The 23,592-nt window shown below is 44.3% G+C and carries 20 protein-coding genes; 11 read left to right on the top strand and 9 right to left on the bottom strand.

Going from position 1 to position 23,592, the window contains the following annotated elements:
- Positions 1-55 precede the first annotated feature (55 nt).
- On the bottom strand, positions 56-1,024 hold the full coding sequence (locus tag JMX94_RS07605) for a c-type cytochrome (RefSeq protein WP_265088601.1): 969 nt from the start codon (positions 1,022-1,024) through the stop codon (positions 56-58).
- Positions 1,024-2,400, bottom strand: coding sequence for a cytochrome c (locus JMX94_RS07600; RefSeq protein ID WP_227673558.1), 1,377 nt, complete (start codon positions 2,398-2,400; stop codon positions 1,024-1,026). Before JMX94_RS07600 ends, JMX94_RS07605 begins: the two co-directional genes overlap by 1 nt.
- 247 nt (positions 2,401-2,647) lie before the next feature.
- Between JMX94_RS07600 and JMX94_RS07595 the strand changes: the two genes are divergently transcribed.
- A complete protein-coding gene (locus JMX94_RS07595; RefSeq protein WP_201564787.1) occupies positions 2,648-4,885 on the top strand; it encodes a PhnD/SsuA/transferrin family substrate-binding protein in 2,238 nt (745 codons plus the stop codon).
- Between the two features lie 105 nt (positions 4,886-4,990).
- Complete coding sequence (locus tag JMX94_RS07590) at positions 4,991-5,644, top strand: response regulator transcription factor (RefSeq protein ID WP_201564786.1); 654 nt, start codon at positions 4,991-4,993, stop codon at positions 5,642-5,644.
- A 78-nt stretch (positions 5,645-5,722) separates the two neighbouring features.
- Here JMX94_RS07590 and JMX94_RS07585 read toward each other — a convergent pair whose 3' ends face one another.
- The 4 genes from JMX94_RS07585 to JMX94_RS07570 all read right to left on the bottom strand — a co-directional run bounded on the left by JMX94_RS07585 (position 5,723) and on the right by JMX94_RS07570 (position 10,001).
- Positions 5,723-6,517, bottom strand: coding sequence for an ABC transporter ATP-binding protein (locus tag JMX94_RS07585; protein ID WP_183620875.1), 795 nt, complete (start codon positions 6,515-6,517; stop codon positions 5,723-5,725).
- A 31-nt stretch (positions 6,518-6,548) separates the two neighbouring features.
- Positions 6,549-7,448 (bottom strand): ABC transporter permease, encoded by a 900-nt coding sequence (locus JMX94_RS07580; RefSeq protein ID WP_183620874.1) that lies wholly within the window; start codon positions 7,446-7,448, stop codon positions 6,549-6,551.
- 352 nt (positions 7,449-7,800) lie between these two features.
- Positions 7,801-8,829, bottom strand: coding sequence for an ABC transporter substrate-binding protein (locus tag JMX94_RS07575; protein ID WP_201564785.1), 1,029 nt, complete (start codon positions 8,827-8,829; stop codon positions 7,801-7,803).
- A 122-nt stretch (positions 8,830-8,951) separates the two neighbouring features.
- Positions 8,952-10,001 carry an ABC transporter substrate-binding protein gene (locus tag JMX94_RS07570; RefSeq protein WP_201564809.1) on the bottom strand — a complete coding sequence of 350 codons (1,050 nt, stop codon included), beginning with the start codon at positions 9,999-10,001 and terminating at the stop codon, positions 8,952-8,954.
- A 507-nt stretch (positions 10,002-10,508) separates the two neighbouring features.
- On the opposite strand from JMX94_RS07570, the gene JMX94_RS07565 reads away from it, so the two are divergent.
- Entirely contained in the window at positions 10,509-10,892 is a 384-nt protein-coding gene (locus JMX94_RS07565) for a hypothetical protein (protein ID WP_087815041.1), read from the top strand.
- A 97-nt stretch (positions 10,893-10,989) separates the two neighbouring features.
- On the opposite strand, the gene metG is transcribed toward JMX94_RS07565, so the two are convergent.
- Positions 10,990-13,107: a methionine--tRNA ligase gene (gene metG, locus JMX94_RS07560; protein ID WP_201564784.1), complete on the bottom strand. Its 2,118-nt coding sequence runs from the start codon at positions 13,105-13,107 to the stop codon at positions 10,990-10,992.
- A 393-nt stretch (positions 13,108-13,500) separates the two neighbouring features.
- A complete protein-coding gene (locus JMX94_RS07555; protein WP_201564777.1) occupies positions 13,501-14,916 on the bottom strand; it encodes a GntP family permease in 1,416 nt (471 codons plus the stop codon).
- A gap of 332 nt (positions 14,917-15,248) precedes the next feature.
- Here JMX94_RS07555 and JMX94_RS07550 point away from each other — a divergent pair, with 332 nt between their 5' ends.
- The 8 genes from JMX94_RS07550 (at position 15,249) to dcd (ending at position 22,997) form a co-directional block, all read left to right on the top strand.
- Positions 15,249-15,962, top strand: a complete 714-nt coding sequence (locus JMX94_RS07550) for a CoA transferase subunit A (RefSeq protein ID WP_201564775.1) — start codon at positions 15,249-15,251, stop codon at positions 15,960-15,962.
- Positions 15,963-16,040: 78 nt separating this feature from the next.
- Positions 16,041-16,670, top strand: coding sequence for a CoA transferase subunit B (locus JMX94_RS07545; protein WP_201564773.1), 630 nt, complete (start codon positions 16,041-16,043; stop codon positions 16,668-16,670).
- A gap of 65 nt (positions 16,671-16,735) precedes the next feature.
- Positions 16,736-17,536 (top strand): 3-hydroxybutyrate dehydrogenase, encoded by an 801-nt coding sequence (locus tag JMX94_RS07540; RefSeq protein WP_201564771.1) that lies wholly within the window; start codon positions 16,736-16,738, stop codon positions 17,534-17,536.
- 172 nt (positions 17,537-17,708) lie between these two features.
- Entirely contained in the window at positions 17,709-19,058 is a 1,350-nt protein-coding gene (gene mgtE / locus JMX94_RS07535) for a magnesium transporter (protein ID WP_201564769.1), read from the top strand.
- A gap of 273 nt (positions 19,059-19,331) precedes the next feature.
- Complete coding sequence (gene apbC, locus JMX94_RS07530; protein WP_201564761.1) at positions 19,332-20,552, top strand: iron-sulfur cluster carrier protein ApbC; 1,221 nt, start codon at positions 19,332-19,334, stop codon at positions 20,550-20,552.
- Between the two features lie 101 nt (positions 20,553-20,653).
- Positions 20,654-21,079 (top strand): hypothetical protein, encoded by a 426-nt coding sequence (locus JMX94_RS07525; RefSeq protein ID WP_201564759.1) that lies wholly within the window; start codon positions 20,654-20,656, stop codon positions 21,077-21,079.
- 23 nt (positions 21,080-21,102) lie between these two features.
- On the top strand, positions 21,103-22,233 hold the full coding sequence (locus JMX94_RS07520; RefSeq protein WP_201564757.1) for a DUF2804 domain-containing protein: 1,131 nt from the start codon (positions 21,103-21,105) through the stop codon (positions 22,231-22,233).
- Positions 22,234-22,421: 188 nt separating this feature from the next.
- The gene (gene dcd / locus JMX94_RS07515; protein ID WP_149489812.1) at positions 22,422-22,997 is read left to right on the top strand and encodes a dCTP deaminase; all 576 of its coding nucleotides are present in this window, start codon (positions 22,422-22,424) and stop codon (positions 22,995-22,997) included.
- Between the two features lie 134 nt (positions 22,998-23,131).
- Here the strand turns inward: dcd and JMX94_RS07510 are convergent, their stop codons facing one another.
- The gene (locus JMX94_RS07510) at positions 23,132-23,575 is read right to left on the bottom strand and encodes a ClpXP protease specificity-enhancing factor (protein ID WP_201564755.1); all 444 of its coding nucleotides are present in this window, start codon (positions 23,573-23,575) and stop codon (positions 23,132-23,134) included.
- Positions 23,576-23,592 lie beyond the last annotated feature (17 nt).

The following is a 23,592-nucleotide window of genomic DNA, read 5'->3' as shown; positions in this document are numbered from 1 at the left end:
GAGGTTTTTCTGTTTCATAAATCAGCATGACTGATATGTTGTCAGGCTAGCGCATTTAATAACGGGCATCTTTAGGTTTGTTACCGTTTGGCCAGTCATTTACTTTACCAGCAAAATCAGGACGCGGTTGATGGGTGAAAAATTCAGCGACATCGATAGCATCTTGGTCACTCAGCACGTTACCATGACCCCATAAGCCTTTGGTCTGAATGCCCATTGGCATATTGTACTTAACAAAAGCCGCGGCTTTATAAGTACGCGCCAACCCAGCGCCAATGTTAAAGGATTCATCGCCCCATAATGGCGGGAAGACAATATCGCCGCGACTGTCTTTCATGCCTTCGCCGTTATCACCATGACAGGTCGCGCATTGTACTTGGTAGATTTTTTCACCGCGTACAGGATTGCCAACCAAAGATTCATCCACTTTACCAGCGTTTTGGATATCGACCTTTTGCTCTTTCGGCGTATTTTGTGACAGCCATTTCATATAGGCCAACATTGCCAACATTTCAGGTGATTCAGGTTTTAAAGGTTTGCCATTCATCGAACGCTGGAAGCAGCCATTAATACGCTTGGTTAAATCAACTTCTTTACCAGCACGTGGCATTACGCGCGGGTAGAAATTATAACTGTTGATATAGGGGTCGCCAAGCGGGATTTTACCTTGCGAGATATGGCAACTATTACAGTTCATTTGCGCGCCAACGTGCTCGGGCAATAAACGCTTGGTTTCGTTTAATAAGCGTTTGCCATAAAAAATCTCATCAGCGTTTGGTTCATCCAAGATAGAGGTATCTTGCGGCAGCACATAAGTGCCGACATCTTCGTTGGCATCATCAGCAGTAACTAAGCCATATTTAGGGGCATTTTGCTCGATAGGCTCTGGCTGTGAGCAACCACTACTGATAGCGGCGATACTAACCACTGAGGCAGTCAGAACAGCGGTGGTTAGTTTGCTCATTTTCATTTTCTGAGAGATAACGCTAACAATAGCAGGCAGGTTGTGTGGAGAGTTTTTCATTATTTTGCTCCTTTTGTTTGCGCATCAATACTTAAGTCTGGGGCGATATCGGTACTGGTTTTTGGTTTTTTGGCGAGGAAAGCACGCATTTTTACCACGTCATCGACACCAATTTCAGGCGCTTGGTTGGTCCAGCTATTACGTACATAGTTGACCACTTCTGCCACATCCGCATCACTTAGGTTAGTGAATTCAGGCATGGTAAAGGCCATGCGGTCGTGCGGAGTTTCTGGCATGCGACCACCGCTCAAGGTGATTTGTAGTACAGAGTCGGCATTTTTCGCATATACCGCACTATTGCCATCAAGGGCTGGGAAGATACGCGCCACGCCTTTACCATCGGCACGGTGACAAACTTGGCAATACTCGGCGTACAAGATTGAGCCGCGCGAATCATAGTTGCCATCAAGCAGTTTTTGCGTGGTAATGTCTTTTTTCGCCGGCAAGGTTTTTTCTTTATTTGGCGCGGGCGTTAAAGTCTTTAGATAAGATGACATGGCGTTGATATCATAGTCTGTCATATATTGCGTGCTGTGCTCGACCACTTCGGCCATAGCGCCAAAAGCAGCTGTGGTGTCAGTGCGACCGGTTTTAAAGAAGTCATTCAATTCTGCGACCGTCCGCGTACCCAAACCGCGATGTTCACCGCGAATACTTTTGGCGCGCCAGCCATCGATAACCGCACCGCTCAAATATTCTTCTGAGTCGGCATTATTTAAGGCGATTTCTTGGAAGCCAATACCGCGGCCAGTATGACAAGAGCCGCAGTGCCCAGGACCTTCAACTAAGTATTGTCCACGAGCCAACACTGCATCATCACTTTCAGCGACAAAGTCACGTTTTGGGTCAAACATTGCTTGCCAGTATGCTAAGGGCCAACGCCAGTTTGCCACCGGTGGTAGCTCGCTTTTTAGATTGGCTTGCTTGACGGGTTTGACGTCTGACATAAAAAAGGCGTACATCGCGGCCAAATCTTCATCTGGCATAAGCTGATAAGAAGGATAGGGCATCGCAGGGTAAAGGGCTTTATTATCACGACGCACGCCATGCTTGACGGCATTTTTAAAGTCAGTAAAAGTATACTGACCAATACCCGTTTCTTTATCAGGGGTAATGTTGGTTGAATAAATGGCACCCAGTGGTGTTAGCATAGGCAGGCCGCCTGCATAAGTCTCGCCATCTAACGTGGTATGACAAGCAACACAGTCAGCGGTACGCGCGACATATTCCCCTTGTTTAATAAGAGCAGGGTCGGTGATATTGACCTCGATGTCACTGCTACTCGTGCGCATATTAGGCAGTATTTGCCCAATGATAAACGCTAAAATCAGCCCGACAATGGCTGCCATAATAATGATTAATGGCCACTTTTTCATAAGCCTGCCCTCCATAAAAATAGTCTATAAAAATATTACTGCGCTTACTGTCGCTATCTATGTTGTAAGGCTTATTGGTAATGCCTGATTTTTATATTCGATAGCAATCATTAAGCTCAGCCAATTAAAAGATACAATCTTGCTATGTAGTATAGAATATGGCGTAATATGCTGATATTGTGGAAAACCACATTAATCATATGGTTTTAATAAATTTTACAAACTTGGACGTCTTAAGTCGTAAATAATGCCTATAAATACCATTTATTTTTTATCGAAAATCGCGCTTAGAACCATAACCTTGAGAGTGTGGAAAGCGTTGCAAGCGTTAATACCCTTTATGGCTCTGATGGCATTAAATGCTTGCTTGGTTATGTCGATGGCAAACGCCCAGACGTATTATTTAGGCGTGCTGGCGCCGCAAGGCGAAACGGTTGCGCAAGAACGCTGGCAACCTTGGCTCAATCAGCTTAATGAGCAGTTGCAAGAGGACACAGTAGTCTTAGTGCCGCTAGCGTTAGAGAATTGGCAGCAGGAAATTGAGGCGCAGCAGTTTGCCTTGGTGCTTGGACCACAAGTACAGCTGATTAAAATGAATACCACCCATTGGCGCTGGATTGCGACCTTGCAAGCGGATACGGCGCCAACTAAATTGACTGCGCCTGCTGATATCAATGGTAAAAACTTTAATGAAAAAGGTTTTAACACCAAAACCGCTGATAAGCAGTTTTCCGCCACGGTTAATCTAGCCAATGAATTTAATAAGCTCAGTCAGGGTGGTCCGTTAAAAGAACCTAGCGCCATGGAAGAAGTGGCCAGTGCACTTTGGGTAAAGGCGGACAGCGGCATTTATCAGCTGCAAGATTTGCAGCAGCGTAAAATTGCTGCCGTCGATGCCGAGGCTTTTGGTGGTTATCTATTGGTCGCGCATTTATTACAACAAAACGGTGTGCCGTCCAACCGTTATCAGACCCAGTTCGTTGGCTATCCTATTGAGCGCACGTTAAATGCACTAGCGAATGGCAGCGTAGATGCGGCGATAGCGCCACTTTGCTTGATGGAAGAGATGGCACGGCAAGGGAAAGTTAGTGAGAAACAATACCGTCTTATTCACCCTGTTGCGACCGCTTCTAGCTGTCAATCTTCAACGCCTATATATCCAAATTGGACATTGGCGGCGACCGAGCAAGCGCCAAATGCTTTGGTGCGACAGATTAATCAAAATTTATTTGGTACAAGTCAATCAGAGCAGGAGTTGTTAGGAATAAATCAGGGCTGGCTACCACCCGAATCGAGTAGTAATGCTGAGCGTATCCTCTATGATATGAACCGTCATCCCGCCCAAAAGCAGCTGGGCGCGCATATGGTTGAATGGGTAAAGGCGCATCGATTGTGGATGGCGATTATTGTTTTAATTATTTTGATATCAACAGTAAATTATGCGTGGATGAGTTGGCTGGCATGGCGACGGCGGCAAAAAATAACCCTGCAAAATCGATTGATTCGTGATTATGACCAGCAGCTACGTCAATCAGAACGCTTCGCTGTCATCGGTGAGATGAGTGGTTCAATCGCCCATGAAATCAATCAGCCGCTGGCGACCATTCAAAATTATGCCCAAGGATTACTGATTCGCAGTCAAAACAGTCAAGAAAGGACGTGGCTGGATAAAAACTCTTTAAATAGTCTGCATGCGGTAGAAAAGTCGCTAACTGATAAACAAGCCACTGACAAACAAGTGACAGATAAACAAGCGACAGAAACTGCGCTGCAGCAAATTGTCAATGAAACCGAGCGGGTCGCGGCTGTTATTAGTAATATTCGGCGCTGGGCAGGGCGCTCACAGCCGGATGAGGTGAGGGTGGATATCGCCACTACTTATGAGCAGTGTATATTGCTATTGGGTGAGAAGGCTTCAGCCATGAGTTTTTGGCTAACGAGCGACTATCCATCGTTGCAGTTGCCAAATCTAGTTCTTGACCAATTATTAATTAACAGCATGGTAAACGCCGAGCAGCAAGGGGCGACGCAGATAATGTTACGTTGTCAGGCAGAAGATTATAATGGCAAATCGTATCTAGTATTGCATATAACCGATGATGCAGGCGGTTTTGATAAGGCGCAGTTGCTTGACCATAAACAGTTAGCTGGTAATAAGCAGCTAGTCGAGAGTAAATCACAGCAGCGTCTAACTAATCATTACGCCACCAAATCAACCAAAGCCAATGGTTTAGGCTTGGGTTTGATGATATGTCAGCGCTTGTGCAAATCACTTGGCGGTATGATGCAGCTTAGCAATATCGAAGTGCAGCAGGAGCTTAATTGCATACAAGCGTTATGTGGTTATCAGCAACGCTTTAAGCGTAACTTAAATGGTAAAGTGCGCTTGATGAACACTGAAAACACTTACACGCCAGCAAATAAGATTGGTGCGCAAGTGTCTTTTTATCTGCCGCTGCATTTGGCTGATAATGCTGAGAAATAAAGCAATCAAAAGCGAAAGTGAGCAAAAGAGAAAGTAAGCATAAGAGAGCTATGAATAACCAAGCGCTTATAAATTTTACAAATTCATTTAGTCATAAGGTTGCGTATGAATGCTCAGCATCATCTCAATAAGCGCTCAGAATGGCAAACGCCAGTTGATAACAGTAGTGACTCTCTACTGATTCATATCATCGACGATGAAGAAAGCGTGCGTACATCCTGTGATTTTCTGATTAGCAGCTTAGGATTACCGACCCAAGTATGGTCAAGTGCTCTGATATTTTTACAGCAAGTCGATATCTATCGCCCAGCAGTGGTGGTCAGTGATCTAATGATGCCAGAAATGAGCGGTCAGGCACTACAAGCGTATCTTAATAAACATGACAGTCCGATAGGGTTTATTGCGTTAACTGGCAAGGGTGAGATTGCTGATGCGGTTAACATGCTCAAACAAGGCGCCGCTGATTATCTCGAAAAACCGATTAATAGTCACCGTTTACAAGAAGCGCTTGCGCGTGCACAAGCCTTAACACTCAAGCGTGCTCAGCTTTATAATATTAAAAAACTCTATGCGCAGCTGACCGATAAAGAAAAGCAGGTAGCCAATGAGTTACTGCAAGGCAATCTGAATAAGAATATCGCCGACCATTTAGACATATCGGTCCGTACGGTAGAGGTACATCGCTCACAGGTGATGAAAAAAATGCAAGCGCAGCATGTGAGTGAGTTGATTCAAAAATTGGTCATGCTTGATTCTTAATAACTAAAACAGTCATAAAAAAACGCCTAATGAGTAGGCGTTTTTTTGTTTGAAGATAAGAACCAAGGGAGTTTGAAATTAACTCAAAATCAAGCTGTCATCTTCGACTTTTTCACCGCGAGTCTGCTCAAACATATCGAGTAAGTCATGCACATTCATGCCTTTACGAATATCGCCTGCGACATCGAGCACCACTTGTCCTTGATGTAGCATCACGGTACGCGTGCCATGGGCTAAGGCCTGCTGCATCGAGTGAGTGACCATCATCGTGGTAAGCTGATTGTCCGTGACGATTTTATCGGTCAACTCTAAAACAAACGCCGCAGTCTTAGGGTCAAGGGCAGCCGTATGCTCATCAAGCAGTAGAATCTTAGATGGTTGCAATGACGCCATCAGCAAGCTAACTGCTTGACGTTGACCACCGGATAGCAGGCCCATACGGTCGGTTAAACGATTTTCTAAACCCAATTTTAATACTGACAGTTTCTCGCGAAATAAGTCACGGTTATTTTGATTAAGCGCAAAGCTTAAACCACGTTTGCCGCCGCGCTTATAGGCAAGCGCCATGTTTTCTTCAATGGTTAGCGCCTCACAAGTTCCCGCCATCGGGTCTTGGAATACACGAGCCACCCAATGAGCACGTTGGTGCGCGGTTTTTTTGGTGACATCGATGCCATTTAACAAGATTGAACCGCTATCGACGCGCGTGGTGCCACTGACCGCATTTAAAAAGGTCGATTTACCCGCGCCATTGGTACCGATAACAGTCACAAACTCACCATCAGCGATATTAAGATTGATACCGCGTAGGGCAGGGTTTTCAATGGGCGTTCCAGGATTAAAGGTCAACCGCAAATCTGTAGCTTGCATCATAATAATTATTCCTTATGGTTGCACATTGACATTAAGCCCGAACTTTACGACTTAAAAATTTATTTTTAGCTTTGGGTAATACCAAGGCCAATACCACAAGCAGCGCTGTAATCAAGTTTAAATCCTGCGGACCAAAACCGATACTACGTAGCGTATCGCTCGATAGGGCAACCTGAATAAACAGCTTGTACAATACCGCACCGACAACCACAGCAAAGGTAATCAGCCAAATCCGCTTGGCAGGAATAATAGTCTCACCGATGATGACCGCTGCCAGACCAATGACAATGGTACCGATACCGATCGAGATATCTGCGCCACCTTGCGTCTGCACAAATAGCGCACCCGCTAGAGCAATCAAACCGTTGGAAATCGCCATACCAATGATGGTCATCCACGAGGTGTTGATACCTTGCGCCTGTGCCATACGTAGGTTTGAGCCGGTCGCACGCATCGATAAACCCGTCTCGGTACTATAAAACCAGTTTAAAAATAACATGGCCAGTAGCACGACAACACCTATGATTAGACAGCGCATCCAGTAACCATTGCCATCATGGACCAAGGTACTAAAGACCGTGGTTTCACCCAATAGCGGCAAGTTTGGCGCACCCATAATCCGTAGATTGACAGAATATAAGGCAACCATCACAAGAATACTGGCAAGCAGCTGCAAAATGCCCAGTTTGACGTGTAGCCATGCGGTGACAATACCGGCAACTGACCCTGCTAGCATACCAAAGGCGCAAGCAAGCCAAGGATTGATGCCGGCAATGATAGAAATACCAGCGACGGCGCCACCTAACGGAAAGCTACCGTCAGCGGTCAAATCTGGAAAGTCGAGGGTACGAAATGAGATTAGGACGCCAAGCGCCACTAGGCCATAAATCAGACCACTTTCAAGCGCACCAAAAAAAGCAATTAAAGACATAAGAGATCAGTAAGTCATAACCAAGCGTTTAGCAAATAACATTCTAGTGATTCATAGGATAAGTGAGCGCTATATAGCGGCGCTATTTTATTTATAAATGAATCTATACATGAGTTTTAGCTAAACGACGAAGCGGTGAATTTAACAGATTGGGTTATCTGCAGCTAGGGTAATACAAGACTTGTCATTATTACGCATAATCATAAATCTTGCTCATTTAAAGCCTTTAAAAAACAAGCCCAGCCTACTGACTGATAGCTGGGTTTTGTCTGCGCTAAATAAATAGCGGTATCGCCCATAGACGATAATTGATAAAAATTACCGTCTATCGGTGCGATACCAGAAGTCGCAGTTATTCTACCACTACTTTTGCTTTATCGATAACGGCTTGTGGCAAAGTAATGCCTTCGGCTTTCGCATTTTTTGGACTGACATATAAATCAAGCGATTGCGGGGTATAAACAGGGATAGCACCGGCTTTTTCACCGTTTAAAATACGCGTAACGATTTTACCAGTTTCGCGGCCTAAATCGTAATAGTTTACCCCTAAAGCCGCAACGGCACCGCGCTCAACAGAGCTGGTATCAGAGGCAATTAGTGGAATCTTGCTTTCTTTAGCGATTTGGTACAGTGACTCATACGCTGAAACGACGTTATTATCGGTTGAGGTATAAATCATATCGACTTTACCTTCAAGGCTACGGGCAGCCATCGCAATATCGTTACTACGCTGAGCCGGCGCTTCGTGTACGTTGATACCTAGTGGCGTTAGGTTATCTTTTAATGCCTTTAAAACGATGGTTGAGTTAACTTCGCCTGGGCTATAAACATAGCCGACGTTTTTTAAGCTTGGGATAATTTGACGCATCAAATCGATTTGCGGCGCATAAGGCAGGGCATCCGAAGCACCGGTGACGTTGGTGCCAGAACCATCAAGTTTGGGCACCAGTTTGGCTGCTACTGGGTCAGTCACTGCTGAGAATACCATGGGAATGGTGCTGGTAGAGGCAGCCACAGACTGAGCTGATGGTGTTGCAATGGCAACGATGACGTCTGGTGCATCAGCGACGAATTGCTTAGCAATCTGACCGGCGGTAGCGGTATTACCTTGGGCGCTTTGGAAGTTGATGATTAAATTCTCACCTTCTTTAAAGCCGGCATCATTTAATTCATCGATAACGCCTTTACGTACGTCATCGAGTGCTGGATGCTCAACGATGGCGGTAATAGCGACCGTTTTCATGGCAGCTTTGGCATCGCCACCTGTTGCAGCGCCGTCAGTGGTGTTGGCATCTTGTGCGGGTTGGTTACAGCCGGTCAAGATAGCGGTGCAAACACCGCCCCATAATAAAGCTTTTGCAAAACGATTTTGATACAACATGGGTCTGACTCCTGAAAATAATAATGTGTCCGTACATTATATAAAAGATAAATAAAAGGTAGCGCTGACTGCTTGTTAATCACGGTCTTTCTATTCAATGCTCACTGCTGTTTTGCCAGCAATTACTTACTGGTTTTTTGTGCTTCTTTATCGACATTGATGGCGTTTTTAAGTAAATCTGCTGATAGGCTGGTACCTTGTTCAGCGGCGTGTTTCGGGCTCACATATAGCGTTAAGGTGTTCATCACTTGCGGTGCAATATCTTTGGTAGCTTCACCATTTAATACCCGATAAACCATTTTGCCCGTGGTACGACCAAAATCATAGTCATTAACCCCAAGCGCCGCAGTTGCACCGCGTCTGACGCTAAATTCATCTGAGGCAATGACTGGGATATCAAGCTCATTAGCCGCACTGGCCATGGCTTCAAAAGCCGAGACCACGTTGTTGTCCAATGAGGTATAAATGACTTCTACCTTTCCTGCAAGACTACGGGTTGCCATTGCGACATCGGTAGGGCGATTGGCGGTTACGCCCAATATCTTAAGCCCGCGTGCTGGTGCCGCCTTTTCAAGTTGTTTAAGGACCACCACAGAGTTGGCTTCACCTGGGCTATAAACATAACCGATGGTTTTTACATTGGGGACAATTTTTTGAATATTGTCTAACTGTGGCTCGATAGGTAATTCGCTCGACAGACCGGTCACGTTGGTTTGGATAGGTACATCATTTTCATCAATCAGCTTTGCTGCCACAGGGTCTGAGATGGCGGTATAAATAACGGGAACGGTTTTGGTCGACGCCACGATTGATTGCGCAGAAGGTGTTGAGATGGCGACGATAGCATCTGGATTGTCACCAGCGAACTGTTTGGCAATTTGCCCTGCAGTTGCGGTATTACCTTGGGCACTTTGAAAGTTAACTTTTAGGTTTTGACCTTCTACATAACCATTTTCAGACAGCTCATCAATAATGCCACGACGCATCTCATCTAAAGAAGGATGCTCGACAATCTGAGTGATGGCTAAGGTTTTGGCAGGCTTATCGTTAGTTGCGCTGTCATCAGCAGTGGCCGCAGGGTCAGTAGCATTATTAGAGCAGGCGGTTAATCCAAGCGCCGCGCTAATAGCAGCGCCGCACAGGCTAAGGCGTAAAGTAGTGGCAAAGGTCATTTTATTTTGGCTCATAGGTTAAAAGGTGCAGGTTACCCGAGTCAATGTTATGTGCATGCTGAGATAACGGGCGAACATTAAGGTAATCAATCCATTGATCATTACGTCCATATTATGACAGTAATGTAACTTATGGCAATAAGAAAATAAAACGCGTTTGTCATTAGCTTTATAAAGGAGGATTTAAATCAATTTTTGTTAGATAAATAATTTTGTTATCAGGTTCTTTATGCATAGTTACCAATGAATTTTGGGCAATAAAAAAGATGCCACGAAAGCATCTTTTTATTCGGTAAAATTACAATCAAAAAGCTTACAAGCTAGCAACGCATCTATTACGAAGGCACTTCATAATTAACATAAGCTAGTTTTTATACGAGAATTATAGTGAGTCCAAAATTCACATTACTATAAAATTCACATTACTATTATGCTGACTTGGTGAATGTACAACCCACTCTAATATCTACTTAATATTTTTCACACGAATATTTTAAGGCTAACATTATGAACACTTCTAATCTTAAACTATTAACCATCGCTGGCATTACTGCTACCTCATTGATTTGCTTACCTGCTACGGCAAAAGATGGAAATGGAAATGGAAATGCCAAGGGCAAAGCTGTTTATATCAATAAAGGTTATAACCATCATAGCAACGCCCAACCTAATATCAACGCTTATCGCAATGCTAGCCCTAATGCCTCATTCAAACGTGATCTTGATCAATACGGTTATAGAGTAGTCGGCAAGATTGATAGGAATATTTATGATCGTTCGGTAATTTTAGACCGTTATGATGACCGCTACGTTCGTATTCGCACGCCAGAAAATAAAATTGTGACGGTCATTAATGATACGTTGCAGATTATTGATATTTTAACTAGATAAACAGCAAGCTTACTTTCTATTGTTTTTCACATAAGAACAAAAAACGGTCTATTTCGACCGTTTTTTTGTTCTTTAATTATTACTTGATTTAACGTTTTTAAGCAAGCACATCGCCAATCACGCAGTTGTCCGGTAAAGTCACTACCGTTAGCTGAGTTTTTGGGTTGCCCGTTGATAGCACCATCCCTTCTGAGATGCCAAACTTCATTTTACGCGGCGCAAGATTGGTGACGCAAATTACCTTTTTATCCAGTAATTGCTCAGGCTCATAAAACTTACGGATACCGCTAAAGACATTACGTGGTTTGTCTTCGCCAACGTCTAGGGTAAATTGTAAAAGCTTGTCCGCGCCTTCGACATAATTACAGGCTAAAACATGCGCCACTTTCATCTCAACTTTGGCAAAGTCTTCGATACCGATATAGTCAGCTTGCTCAGCATTTGTATCAGTATCAGCCTTTTCTGCTGGCTGGGTGTTTACTGCCGCTGTTTTATTATCTGAATTATTATCGCTGCTAGTAGTAGGGGCTTCTGCTTGCGCTAACGAGGCCTTTGAGTCTTCAACCATTGCCGCAACGTCTTTTTCTTCGATACGCTGCATTAAAGGTTTAAATTTATTGATTTTATGACCAAGTAACCACTCATTACGGCTAGCAAAGTTTAAATCATCAATATTTAAGAATTCTTTGGCATTAGCAGTCAGCTCAGGTAATACTGGCGCCAAATAAACCATCAATTGGCGGAAGATATTAATCGCCACCGAGCAGACGTCTTGAACTTCTTGCTCAGACCCTTCTTGCTTGGCAAGCGACCACGGTTTTTTCTCGTCGATATATTCATTGGCTTTATCGGCGCACTGCATGATTAAGCGCATTGCACGTGAGAATTCGCGATTCTCATAAGCGGCGGCAATCTCATCACCGGTTTTGGTAATATCTTCTAATAATTCAGACTCTACGCAAACCTCAGACAGCATACTGTCGTATTTCTTCACGATAAAACCGGCACTGCGACTGGCGATATTGACCACTTTACCCACCAAGTCAGAGTTGACCTTCTGCATAAAGTCTTCTAAATCAAGGTTGATGTCTTCAACTTTGTCAGACAGCTTACTAGCAAAATAATAACGCAAGTATTCAGGATGTAAGTGTTCCGCGTAAGTTTCGGCTTTGATAAAGGTGCCGCGTGACTTACTCATTTTTTCGCCATTGACCATCAAGAAACCGTGGGCAAAGACACCAGTCGGCGTACGGAACTCACTACCCGCAAGCATCGCTGGCCAAAATAGCGCATGGAAGTAAACGATGTCTTTACCAATGAAATGATAAACCTCGGTTTTGTGCTCGTTTTCTTGCATCCAATAACGGTCAAAATCAAGCGCTTGGTCGGTACCTTCGCGCTTGTCACATAGGTTTTTAAAGCTTGCCATGTAACCGACTGGCGCATCTAGCCACACATAAAAGTACTTGTCTGGCTCATCGCTTGGCGTATCTGGAATTTGGAAACCAAAATAAGGCGCATCACGCGAGATATCCCAGCTGGTCAAGCCAGCGTCAAACCATTCTTGCAGTTTATTGGCGACCGACGTTTGCAAGCGATTTTCGCTACGGGTCCAATCTTTTAAGAACTGCTCAAATTCTGGTAAGTCAAAGAAATAATGCTTAGAAGTTTTAAGTACTGGCGTCGCATTTGATAACGTTGAATGCGGATTGATAAGGTCGGTCGCATCATAGGTGGTACCGCACACTTCACAGTTATCGCCATATTGGTCAAGCGCACCGCATTCAGGGCACTCTCCTTTGACAAAACGATCGGCTAAAAATAGCTGTTTTTCAGGGTCAAAAAGCTGTTTGACGTCCTTTGTGCTGATATGTCCGGCGCTATTAAGGCGACGATAAATCAGCTCAGAGAATTCTCGATTCTCTTCTGAATGCGTTGAATGATAATTATCAAAGTTAATCAAAAATTTGGTAAAATCTGCTTCATGTGAGGCTTTTACCGAGGCGATTTGCTCTTCTGGCGTGACGCCATTGGCTTCAGCTTTGAGCATAATGGCGGTGCCATGAGCGTCATCGGCGCAGACATAGGTGACTTGATGGCCCTGTGCTTTCATCGCACGTACCCAAATGTCGGTTTGAATATACTCTACAAGATGCCCCAAATGGATATGGCCATTGGCGTAGGGCAGCGCACTGGTTACTAGAATCTCACGCACTTTCATCACCTATATTTTTATATAAACGGGTTGGTTATCAAACGTCTCAAGCGCTTTATGACGAGCAGGCGCGATATGATTAATATTAAATCATCAATGCTAAAAACGTCTAAAAACTTACAAAAAAGAGAAAAATTAAAAAAGTGTGCCTATGATACCGTAATTCAGCCAATTTTGTGACATTACTCAGTAATTAATACGTTAACCAACATAGTCATTGGCTATATTATGCCAATAGATTTCTATGCATTTATTAAGTGTCAATAAGCTATTTTTTTTAAAGAGGATCGTCATAAAGTGGCGATAAAAAACCCACTAAGCAATTTGCCAAATGGGTTTATAAAAGATGCATTTTTTGCGAGTTAAAGTCTGTTTTCAACGTCCGACTTTCTTTTAAAATGAGCCAAACATCGTCCCTAAAATGATAACGGCGACCACCGCAATAAGTGGAATCACCATCGTCACCATGGCAACGTTTAGATAGGATTGCTTATGGGTCAAGCCACAAATCGCCAGTAAGGTGATGACCGCACCACTATGCGGTAGCGTATCTAAACCACCTGCTGCCATCACAGCAACACGGTGCATCAGCTCTGGGTCAATACCAGCGGCCACCGCCATTCTTAAATAATCTTCACCCAACGTCGATAGGGCAATACTCAAACCACCAGACGATGAGCCCGTAATACCAGCCAGCGTGGTCATCGCCACTGCTTCTGAAATCAAAGGATTATCAGGATTTAGGTTTAAGATGCTATCACGAATGATAAGGAAGCCTGCTAGCGAGGCGATAACCGCACCGTAACCCACTTCTGAGGCGGTGTTAAAAATCGGCAACATCGAATCATAAGTACCACGGTTAATGGTTTTTTGTAGGTTGTTCCAATGACCAATACGCAGCACAATGAGTACGGTACAAGCAACCACCAATGAGATAATGATGGACCACAAGCCGAGCGAGCCTGCGATATTTAAGTCCGGAAATTGAGTTTGTAAGGCGCTAAAGTCGAGCGACGGGAAAATAGCATAAGTTAATAAAGCATTTAGGGCGATGACCAGCACCAGCGGAATCATAGCAACGGTAAACGAGGTGTGATGCGTACTTAGGGTCTCAGATGCTTGTTTTGCCGCACCAACGCCACCGACATCCTCTTCATCATGCTGACCGTAGCCTTCACCTACTGCATTGGCTTTTCTAGCACGAGATTGTAACCATAACCAACCACAAATAAACATGATGCTACCGCCGATAAGGCCCAAGATAGGCGCGGCAAAGACGTTGGTATTATAATAAGGAATCGGAATGGCATTCTGAATGGCGGGCGTGCCGGGCAATGCTGTCATGGTAAAGGTAAATGAACCTAAGGCAATCGCTGCCGGAATCAAGCGCTTAGGAATATCAGCGGCTTTAAACAAGTCTTTGGCGATTGGATAGATGGCAAAGGCCACCACAAATAACGACACGCCGCCATAGGTTAAGATGGCGCAAACTAAGATGACCGCTAAAATGGCTTTACTGGCACCGAGCTTTTCGACCACAGTATTGGCAATCGCTGTCGCCGCGCCAGAGTCTGCCATCAAACGCCCAAATAGCGCGCCCAATAAGAAAATAGGGAAGAACTTCAGTAAGAATCCACTTAACGCCCCCATAAATACATCGGTATAGGCGGGGATACTGCTTAAAAAATCACCTGAAAGTAATACGGCTAATATCGCCATAATCGGTGCTAAAATCAGCACAGAATAGCCGCGATAAGCAAAAAACATCAATAGTAATAAAGTGATGACAATAGCAAATGTACTCATCATGATCCGCCCTCCTTGGCAAAGTTCAAGCATCGAGTATGCAGGGCATATTGACATGGGTCAATAAAATTAATCAAAATATGCAGTATTCAATATTTTATCAAACATAAATCTAGACTGCTGTCATAGTGAATGAGGATGTCTTAAATGACGGCGCTGGCGCGTAAGTTCTTACCGTTATTCTCTTCTCGCTAACACAATAATATGGTAACTTAGCATTACAGCCGTATCTAATATATCGATAGATAATGTATTGCTATAAATCTATAAATGAAAGTAAATCATCATTGATGATGACTGTTAATAACAAAAACTCGACTTGCAAGGAGATAAGCATGAGTCGCTCAAAAGTATATAGTAGTGCCGAAGAGGCGCTACAAGGTGTGGTAAGTGATGGACAAACACTTGCTATCGGCGGTTTTGGTCTATGTGGTATTCCTGAGGCGCTCATCGAAGCGTTACGTGATAGCGGGGTTAAGGATTTGACCTGTATCAGTAATAATGCCGGCGTCGATGGGTTTGGTTTAGGCTTGCTATTACAAACCCGTCAAATTAAAAAAATGATTTCATCTTATGTCGGTGAAAATAAAGAGTTTGAGCGTCAATACTTGGCAGGTGAGTTAGAAGTTGAATTAACGCCGCAGGGAACTTTGGCGGAAAAGCTACGTTCAGGTGGCGCTGGTATTCCAGCGTTTTATACGGCGACGGGCGTCGGCACACAAGTGGCTGAAGGCAAAGAGACGCGTGATTTTGATGGCCGTACTTATGTGCTTGAGCATTCATTGCGTGCGGATGTGGCATTAATCAAAGCGCAAAAAGCAGATAAAGCGGGTAACTTAATCTTTAATAAGACGGCGCGTAACTTTAATCCAGATTGCGCCATGGCAGGCAAAATTACCATCGTCGAAGTCGAAGAAATCGTAGAAACCGGCACCTTTGATCCTGATGAAGTGCATCTACCGGGTATCTTTGTGCAGCGTATCGTCTTAAACAGCAATCCTGAAAAACGTATTGAGAAAACCACCACTAAAGCCGTTGAAAGCGCTTAAGTTATTCAGTGATTTTATAAAAATATTTTTTAATGATTATATTAATAATAGAGCAGTGTAAAAAATAAGGAAGTTACCATGGCATGGACAAGAGAGCAGATGGCACAGCGTGCCGCACAAGAACTACAAGACGGCTATTATGTCAATTTAGGCATTGGATTACCAACCCTAGTCGCCAACTATATTCCTGAAGATGTGGATGTTTGGCTACAGTCTGAAAACGGCTTGCTAGGTATTGGCGAGTTTCCAACGGCAGAGAACGTGGATGCAGATTTGATTAATGCGGGCAAGCAAACGGTAACCGCAGAACCGGGCGCCAGTTATTTTAGTAGCTCAGAGTCATTTGCGATGATTCGTGGTGGCCATGTCAATCTGGCGATATTGGGCGCGATGGAAGTGTCAGAAAAAGGCGATTTGGCCAACTGGATGATTCCCAAAAAAATGGTTAAAGGCATGGGCGGCGCGATGGACTTGGTCGCAGGCGTGCAACGGGTGATTGTGCTGATGGAGCAAGTTAATAAACATGGCGAGCCAAAAATCCTTGCCAATTGCGAGTTGCCATTAACAGGTAAAGGCGTGGTCGACCGTATTATCACCGAACTTGCCGTATTAGACGTCACTGACAATGGTCTAAAATTGGTTGAGTTGGCAGAAGGTGTTAGCTTCGATGAGCTACAAGAAAAAACGCCAGTGACTATTACTCAATAAGCTTGTTGCATAAATATGTCTAGCACAGACATCCAAAAAACCTATTTAATAATGGATTATAAAATATGGCGACCACATTACAACAAGATTTGACCGGCAAGGTAGCATTGGTCACAGGTGCTGCAAGTGGCATTGGACGCGATATCGCTGAGACTTATGCTAAGGCAGGCGCTGCAGTTGGTATTGCCGATATTAATCTTGAATCAGCACAGCAAACGGTCGATGCTATCGAAGCTACTGGCGGACGCGCACTGGCAATTGAAATGGATGTCACATCAGAGGATGCGGTAAACGCTGGCGTGCAGCAATTAGTTGATACCTTTGGCGCTATTGATATTCTTGTCTCTAATGCTGGTATTCAAATCATTGACCCGATTCATAAAATGGCGTTTAATGATTGGAAAAAAATGCTCGCTATTCATTTAGATGGGGCGTTTTTAACCACCAAAGCAGCTGTACAGCATATGTATAAAGATGACAAAGGCGGCACCGTCATTTATATGGGCTCGGTACATTCGCATGAAGCGTCATTATTTAAAGCACCGTATGTGACCGCCAAGCACGGTTTGCTTGGACTGTGCCGTGTGTTGGCAAAAGAAGGCGCTGAGCACAATGTACGCGCGCATGTGATTTGCCCGGGGTTTGTCAAAACACCATTGGTCGAAAAACAAATTCCGCAACAAGCGGCTGAAAAAGGCATCAGTGAAGCATCTGTGGTGAATGACATTATGCTGGTTAATACCGTCGACAAAGAATTTACCACTGTTGATGATATTGCTCAATTGGCATTATTTTTAGCAGCATTCCCAAGTAATGTATTCACTGGTCAGTCTATCGTTGCCAGTCATGGCTGGTTTATGAATTAACGGCGCGGTCAATGGATAGGTTTGCGGGCTGTCTGATTGGTTTAAAAATCATTAGCTTGCTAATAAAACACCAATCCATTAGGATTTGATTCTATGTTAACTTGAGCCAATTATATTGGCTCTTTTTTATGAGCGCCTGTTGCATAATTTCGCGCTGCACGGAGTAAAAATAATGAATAATGAAGACTTAGCGGTGACCCTTGCTGCAAAACTAAGCCGTGCTATCGAGCAGCAGCAGTTTGAGCAAGCAATTGATGAGGTGCAAGCATTACGTCCGATTGATATTGCTGATGTGCTGGCACTGATTGAACCCAAACTTGCGTGGCAACTGCTTGAGGTTTTGCCCAATCGCTCGACGATATTTGCCTATTTAGACGTCGATATTCAGGTTGCGATGGCTCTTGAGTTTCCGCGTGCAAGCCTAGCAAAGATAGTCGGGGAGATGCCATCTGATGAGCGCACCGACTTATATAAGCACCTAAATCAGGAACAGCGAGATGCGTTACTGCCCGCACTTGCACAGGCAAAACGTGAAGATATTCGCCGACTGTCTGCCTATGAAGAGCGCACGGCTGGCGCGTTGATGACATCTGACTATGCGACGTTAGCGGCCGAGATGACGGTTGCTGAAGCGCTGGATGCTCTTAGGTTAGAAGCACCTGATGCTGAAACCATTTATCATGCTTATGTGATTGATGATGCGCGTAAACTGCTAGGCGTGGTGTCATTAAGAGTACTTATTTTAGCGTCGCCTGAGCAGCTGATTAATGACATTATGGTGCGCTCGGTCATATCTTCTGATGTAAACGACGATCAAGAAGACGTTGCTAAAACCGTCGCGCGCTATGACTTGATTGCCTTGCCAATTACTGATGCCAGTGGCGCGTTAGTCGGTATCGTCACTCACGATGATGCGATGGACGTTGCTAGCGATGAGGCCACCGATGACTTTCATAAGTCGGGCGGTGTCTCGACTATGGTCGGCAGATTAAAAGACGTCAGTATCAGGGTTTTATATCGTAAGCGTGTGTTTTGGCTAGTGTTTTTAGTCTTTGGTAATCTGCTCTCAGGGCTTAGTATCTCAAACTTTGAAGATGTGATTGCCGCCAATTTGGTATTGGTGTTTTTCTTACCGCTACTGGTTGATAGTGGTGGTAACGCCGGTTCTCAGTCCGCAACCTTGATGGTACGTGCGCTAGCCACTGGCGATGTGGTCATGCGTGACTGGTTTTCATTGCTCGGTCGTGAAGCCTTGGTTGCGCTCATGCTTGGGGCGACGATGGCGGTAGCTATATCAGTTATCGGTTATGTACGCGGTGATGCCGTTGTATCGCTAGTGCTGGCGCTGAGTATGATGTCGGTGGTCATGATTGGCTGTGTGATTGGCATGAGTTTACCGTTTGTACTCAACAAACTAGGCTTTGACCCTGCTACTGCCAGTGCGCCTTTGATTACCTCGGTATGTGATGCGTCAGGCGTGCTGATTTATCTGTTTATTGCTTCAAAATTCTTAGCCATTTAATTTCTTCATTAGCTAATAAAGGTAATAAAGAAATAACAATCATTGGCACCAGTCATTAATAACAATCATTGAAAATAGATGGCAGGATAGATGAATTTTACAAAGCATCATCCTATTGGCGTTGTGGTTTTTTTATCCTTGTAATTGAGCTACACTGTCACGATAAAAGGTTTGGCTAGGAAGCTCATGGGCAGTATGATTTAGCCTGTTTATCACAGTATGAATTGAGTTTTTTACCATGCCCACCCACTTGTATAGGCAGTAACGGTAGCTATGTTTAACTTTATGAAAAAAAATAAACCGACCCCAAAAACTGAAACCCCGCAGCAGCGGGCAGAACGTGACAGTGCTGTGGATAAGGTGCTGCTCGGCTATGAAGTAGGTACGCTTAGCATTGCCACCATGGTGCTGGGACTGGAGCGCAACGGTGAAGAGCTTACCTTAGACTTACGCCTGCCAGAAGACAGTAGCCCTGAAACGATTCAGCAAGAGCTTGGGCAACTGCTGCACCCGCATGGCATCAAAACCATTCATATGAATGTTCGGCTGTCGGCACCAGGTAAGGGTGCAGGCTCAACCTTACCGAAGCAAATGCCAAAGACCACGGATGCTATGGCAAATCAATCCAAGCCTAGCGCACAGTCTAATAGCGACAGTGAACCACCGATCACTAAAGCTGCGCCAACGCAAGCTTCATTGGCCGCGCATCCGCGTATTCGTCATATTATTGTCGTAGCTTCCGGTAAAGGCGGCGTTGGTAAATCAACCACCACCGTTAATATCGCTTTGGCATTACAAAAACTGGGCAACCGTGTTGGCGTCCTCGATGCCGATATTTATGGTCCTAGTATGCCAACGATGCTGGGCGTCGCCGATGTAAAGCCGCAACTCGAAAACGAGCAGTTTGTTCCAGTTGATGCGCATGGTATGGCGATGCTATCGATTGGTAGCTTGCTCGATGGTGATAACACCCCTGTCGCGTGGCGTGGACCAAAAGCCACCGGTGCACTGATGCAGCTTTATAACCAAACCAACTGGCCACAATTAGATTACCTAGTGATTGATATGCCACCAGGTACGGGCGATATCCAATTGACGCTCGCACAGCGTATCCCCGTCACAGGTGCGGTGATTGTTACGACGCCGCAGCATATTGCATTACTCGATGCGCAAAAGGGTATCGAGATGTTTAACAAGACCAATATTCCGGTACTTGGCGTGGTTGAAAACATGGCACTGCATACTTGTAGCAACTGTAATCATACCGAAGCTATCTTTGGTACGGGTGGTGGCGAGTTTATCGCTGAGCAGTATCAGGTGCCGCTATTAGGGCAGTTGCCATTAGCCAGCGGTATTCGTGCACAAGTGGATAAAGGGGAGCCGAGCGTGTTGGCCGATGATGAGTTTGCGCCGTATTATCTAAGTATTGCCAAAAATATCGAAGCCAATATTAGTAAGTTTGCAAAGCCTGTTGATGATAAGCGTATTTTCTAATGGTTTTATAATGGCTCTTAATAGTGCTAATGGCTTTTATTGATAGCAAAATAGCCTAAGCATATAAACTTGAATGGTTTTAATTTTAAAAAGGGAATATTGTGAGCTTATCGATTTATCAACGTTATTTAGACAATGTTCCCAAGCAGTATAAGTTTTTAAAATTATTGCGCCCGCCGATATACGTGATTGAGCTCTCAAACAATCAACTGATTGGCGTTTGTTACTATAAAGATGGCAGTAGTAAACGCCATCAGGTTAATGCGGGTTTCAGTAATCGACGAATGGTGATTGCTGATTTTTCGCGAGCAGTACAAGCCATGACTGATTTATTGCTTAAGTTTCCCAAGCATGCATTTGCATTGAATGGCTTTGCAGTAGCGAATGTAACCGAAACGCTAGCAGATGGGTTGACCACGATAGAGATTAAAGCCATTAGAGAGGCAGTTTGGGCAGCATCAGGACAGGCAAAAAGAAGAATCATAAGTACCGCAGTCAGCTACCAAGGACAGGTAGTCTCGCAATGAATTTTGGCTAGGATGCCGTAAAAATGAAGCAAAATGATAATAACCAACCTATCGCTAATCACTTTAGACCAGTTGAACTTGACCAGCTTATTCAAAACGGTCAACCTACCTTTGGCGTATTTGCGAAAGTTAAGAGCATCAATTATCTGGACTATCACAGTCATCTTATCTCGCAAAAAGCGCTGCCCAACTGGCGTAAAGCGCTTAAAGCCAACCAATTCTGCTTTATTCAAATTATTCAGCCGCCTTATCGAATCTGTTTAGCACTGGCGACCATTAAGCTCGCAACCAGTGCCTTTGTCTATCTTTACAATGATGAGACTGGTGAGTTAGAGGTTGATGAAGCCTTGCAGCCTTTGACTCGGCAGACGCATTTAACAGGTGATTGCTATCAAGGGCAAATGGCATTTACTCATGCCAAACTAACCGTTACTTTAGATTTTACACCTTCGCAGATTAACGTTGTGCTAGACAGTCAAAACCTTGCACTCAATGCAATCTTAGCAAGGCATTCGCAACCACTCGCTATCTGTACGCCAACGGGCAGGCGCGGCTGGACGTTTACCCAAAAAGAGCCATTAACCGCTGTATCTGGGCATTTACTCATTAAAGACAATTCAAAATTTAACGCTGATGCTGCTCATACCCTCGATTCTCTCAATTCTCCCGATGCTAAAGCTAAGCAAATAGACTTTACTGACACCACTAGCGCCAATCTAGATTGGACGCTTGGCTATATGCGTCACAAGACCAATTGGTTTTGGAGCTGTATTAATAGCTATTTGCCAGATGGTCGTCATTTCACATTAAACTTATCAATGGGCGTCAATGAAACGGGCGCCAGTGAAAATGCGTGCTGGCTTGATGGTCAGATAGTTTATCTGCCGCCCGTGATGTTTATACGTCAAGATTTGGATACACCCGCGCAGAATACTTGGCGTATTTATCATCAAAACCTCGGCTGGAGCAAGGTTGATATTGATTTAACCTTTACGCCGATTACTGTCTATAAAAAGACCGATAACTTCGGTGTGCTTGCCAGTATCTTTGAGCAATGGCTTGGACTATATAGTGGTGAGATTCGCTTAGGAGATGAGGTCATTAAAATTGATAAGGTAGTGGGCTTGGCAGAAGATCATTTTGCTAAATGGTAGTGTAGTGAGCGTAGGTTTGAGTAGCAGCAACAAGACATCAGTAAGACATTTATTAGATATTGAATAGCATGCTTTATTTTAAAGTCATTGTGGCTCTATAAATTAAGGCGCCAATTCCGTATAATCGTCGCTATCGAAATACGGTATCATAACCACTATTAAATATTTGCTTTTGCTAAGGAAGAACAATGTCTATCAAATCTGACCGCTGGATTCGTAAAATGGCCGAAGAACATGGCATGATTGAACCATATGAGCCAGGTCAAGTACGCTTTAATGATGCAGGCGAGCGTTTGGTCAGTTATGGCACCTCAAGCTATGGTTATGATGTGCGCTGTGCCCCTGAGTTTAAAGTTTTTACCAACGTGCATTCGGTCGTCGTTGACCCTAAAAATTTCGATGAGAAAAGCTTTATCGATATCGTTGGTGACGAATGTATTATTCCGCCAAACTCGTTTGCATTGGCGCGTACGATGGAATATTTCCGCATTCCACGTGACGTATTGACCATTTGCCTCGGTAAATCAACCTATGCGCGCTGCGGTATCATCGTCAACGTGACGCCGCTTGAGCCTGAGTGGGAAGGGCACGTGACGTTAGAATTTAGTAATACCACCAATTTGCCAGCACGTATTTATGCCGGCGAAGGCGTGGCACAGATGCTATTTTTCCAAAGTGATGCTGATGACGTCTGCGAAACCAGTTATAAAGACCGCGGCGGTAAATACCAAGGCCAACGCGGCGTGACTTTACCTAGAACTTAGGCGTCTAGAATTTAAGCGCTAAGAATTTAAGTGTTTTAGACTGACAATAAAAAAGCCAGCATATTTAATATGATTGGCTTTTTTATTGTTTTATAATTTGGCTATTTCAAAGTCGATTACTTTTTTAAAGTCAATTATTTTAAAACTTTTAAACCGGCTTTATTATCACGTTTGGGCTTAGGCGCTGCAACGTTGGTTTTAGAGCTGCTACTCGCCATAGCGTCCTCTTCAGGTTCATAATTGTCATATTCATTAGGGTCAAAAAACATCCCTTGCGAATTTTCTTTGGCATAGATGCCCATTACCGCCGTTAGTGGCACCCAAATCTCTTGTGATACCCCACCAAAGCGCGCACTAAAGTTAATGTAGTCATTTCCCATACTCATGTTACCGGTCGCACGACTGGCGATATTGAGCACAATACGCCCATCTTGTACATGCTCTCTTGGAATCTGTACGTTGTCGGCAGTAGCGTCCACCATCAGATACGGCGTGAGCGCATTGTCTTCTATCCATTGATATATCGCGCGCACCATATAAGGACGGGTTGGGGTAATAGAGGTGGTTTCTTCGCTCATCTTTGGCTTCCTATACT

Origin of the sequence: Psychrobacter sp. CMS30 (assembly GCF_904846565.1) — a bacterium.
GTDB lineage: Bacteria > Pseudomonadota > Gammaproteobacteria > Pseudomonadales > Moraxellaceae > Psychrobacter > Psychrobacter maritimus.
This window is presented reverse-complemented; position numbering and strand designations above follow the sequence as displayed.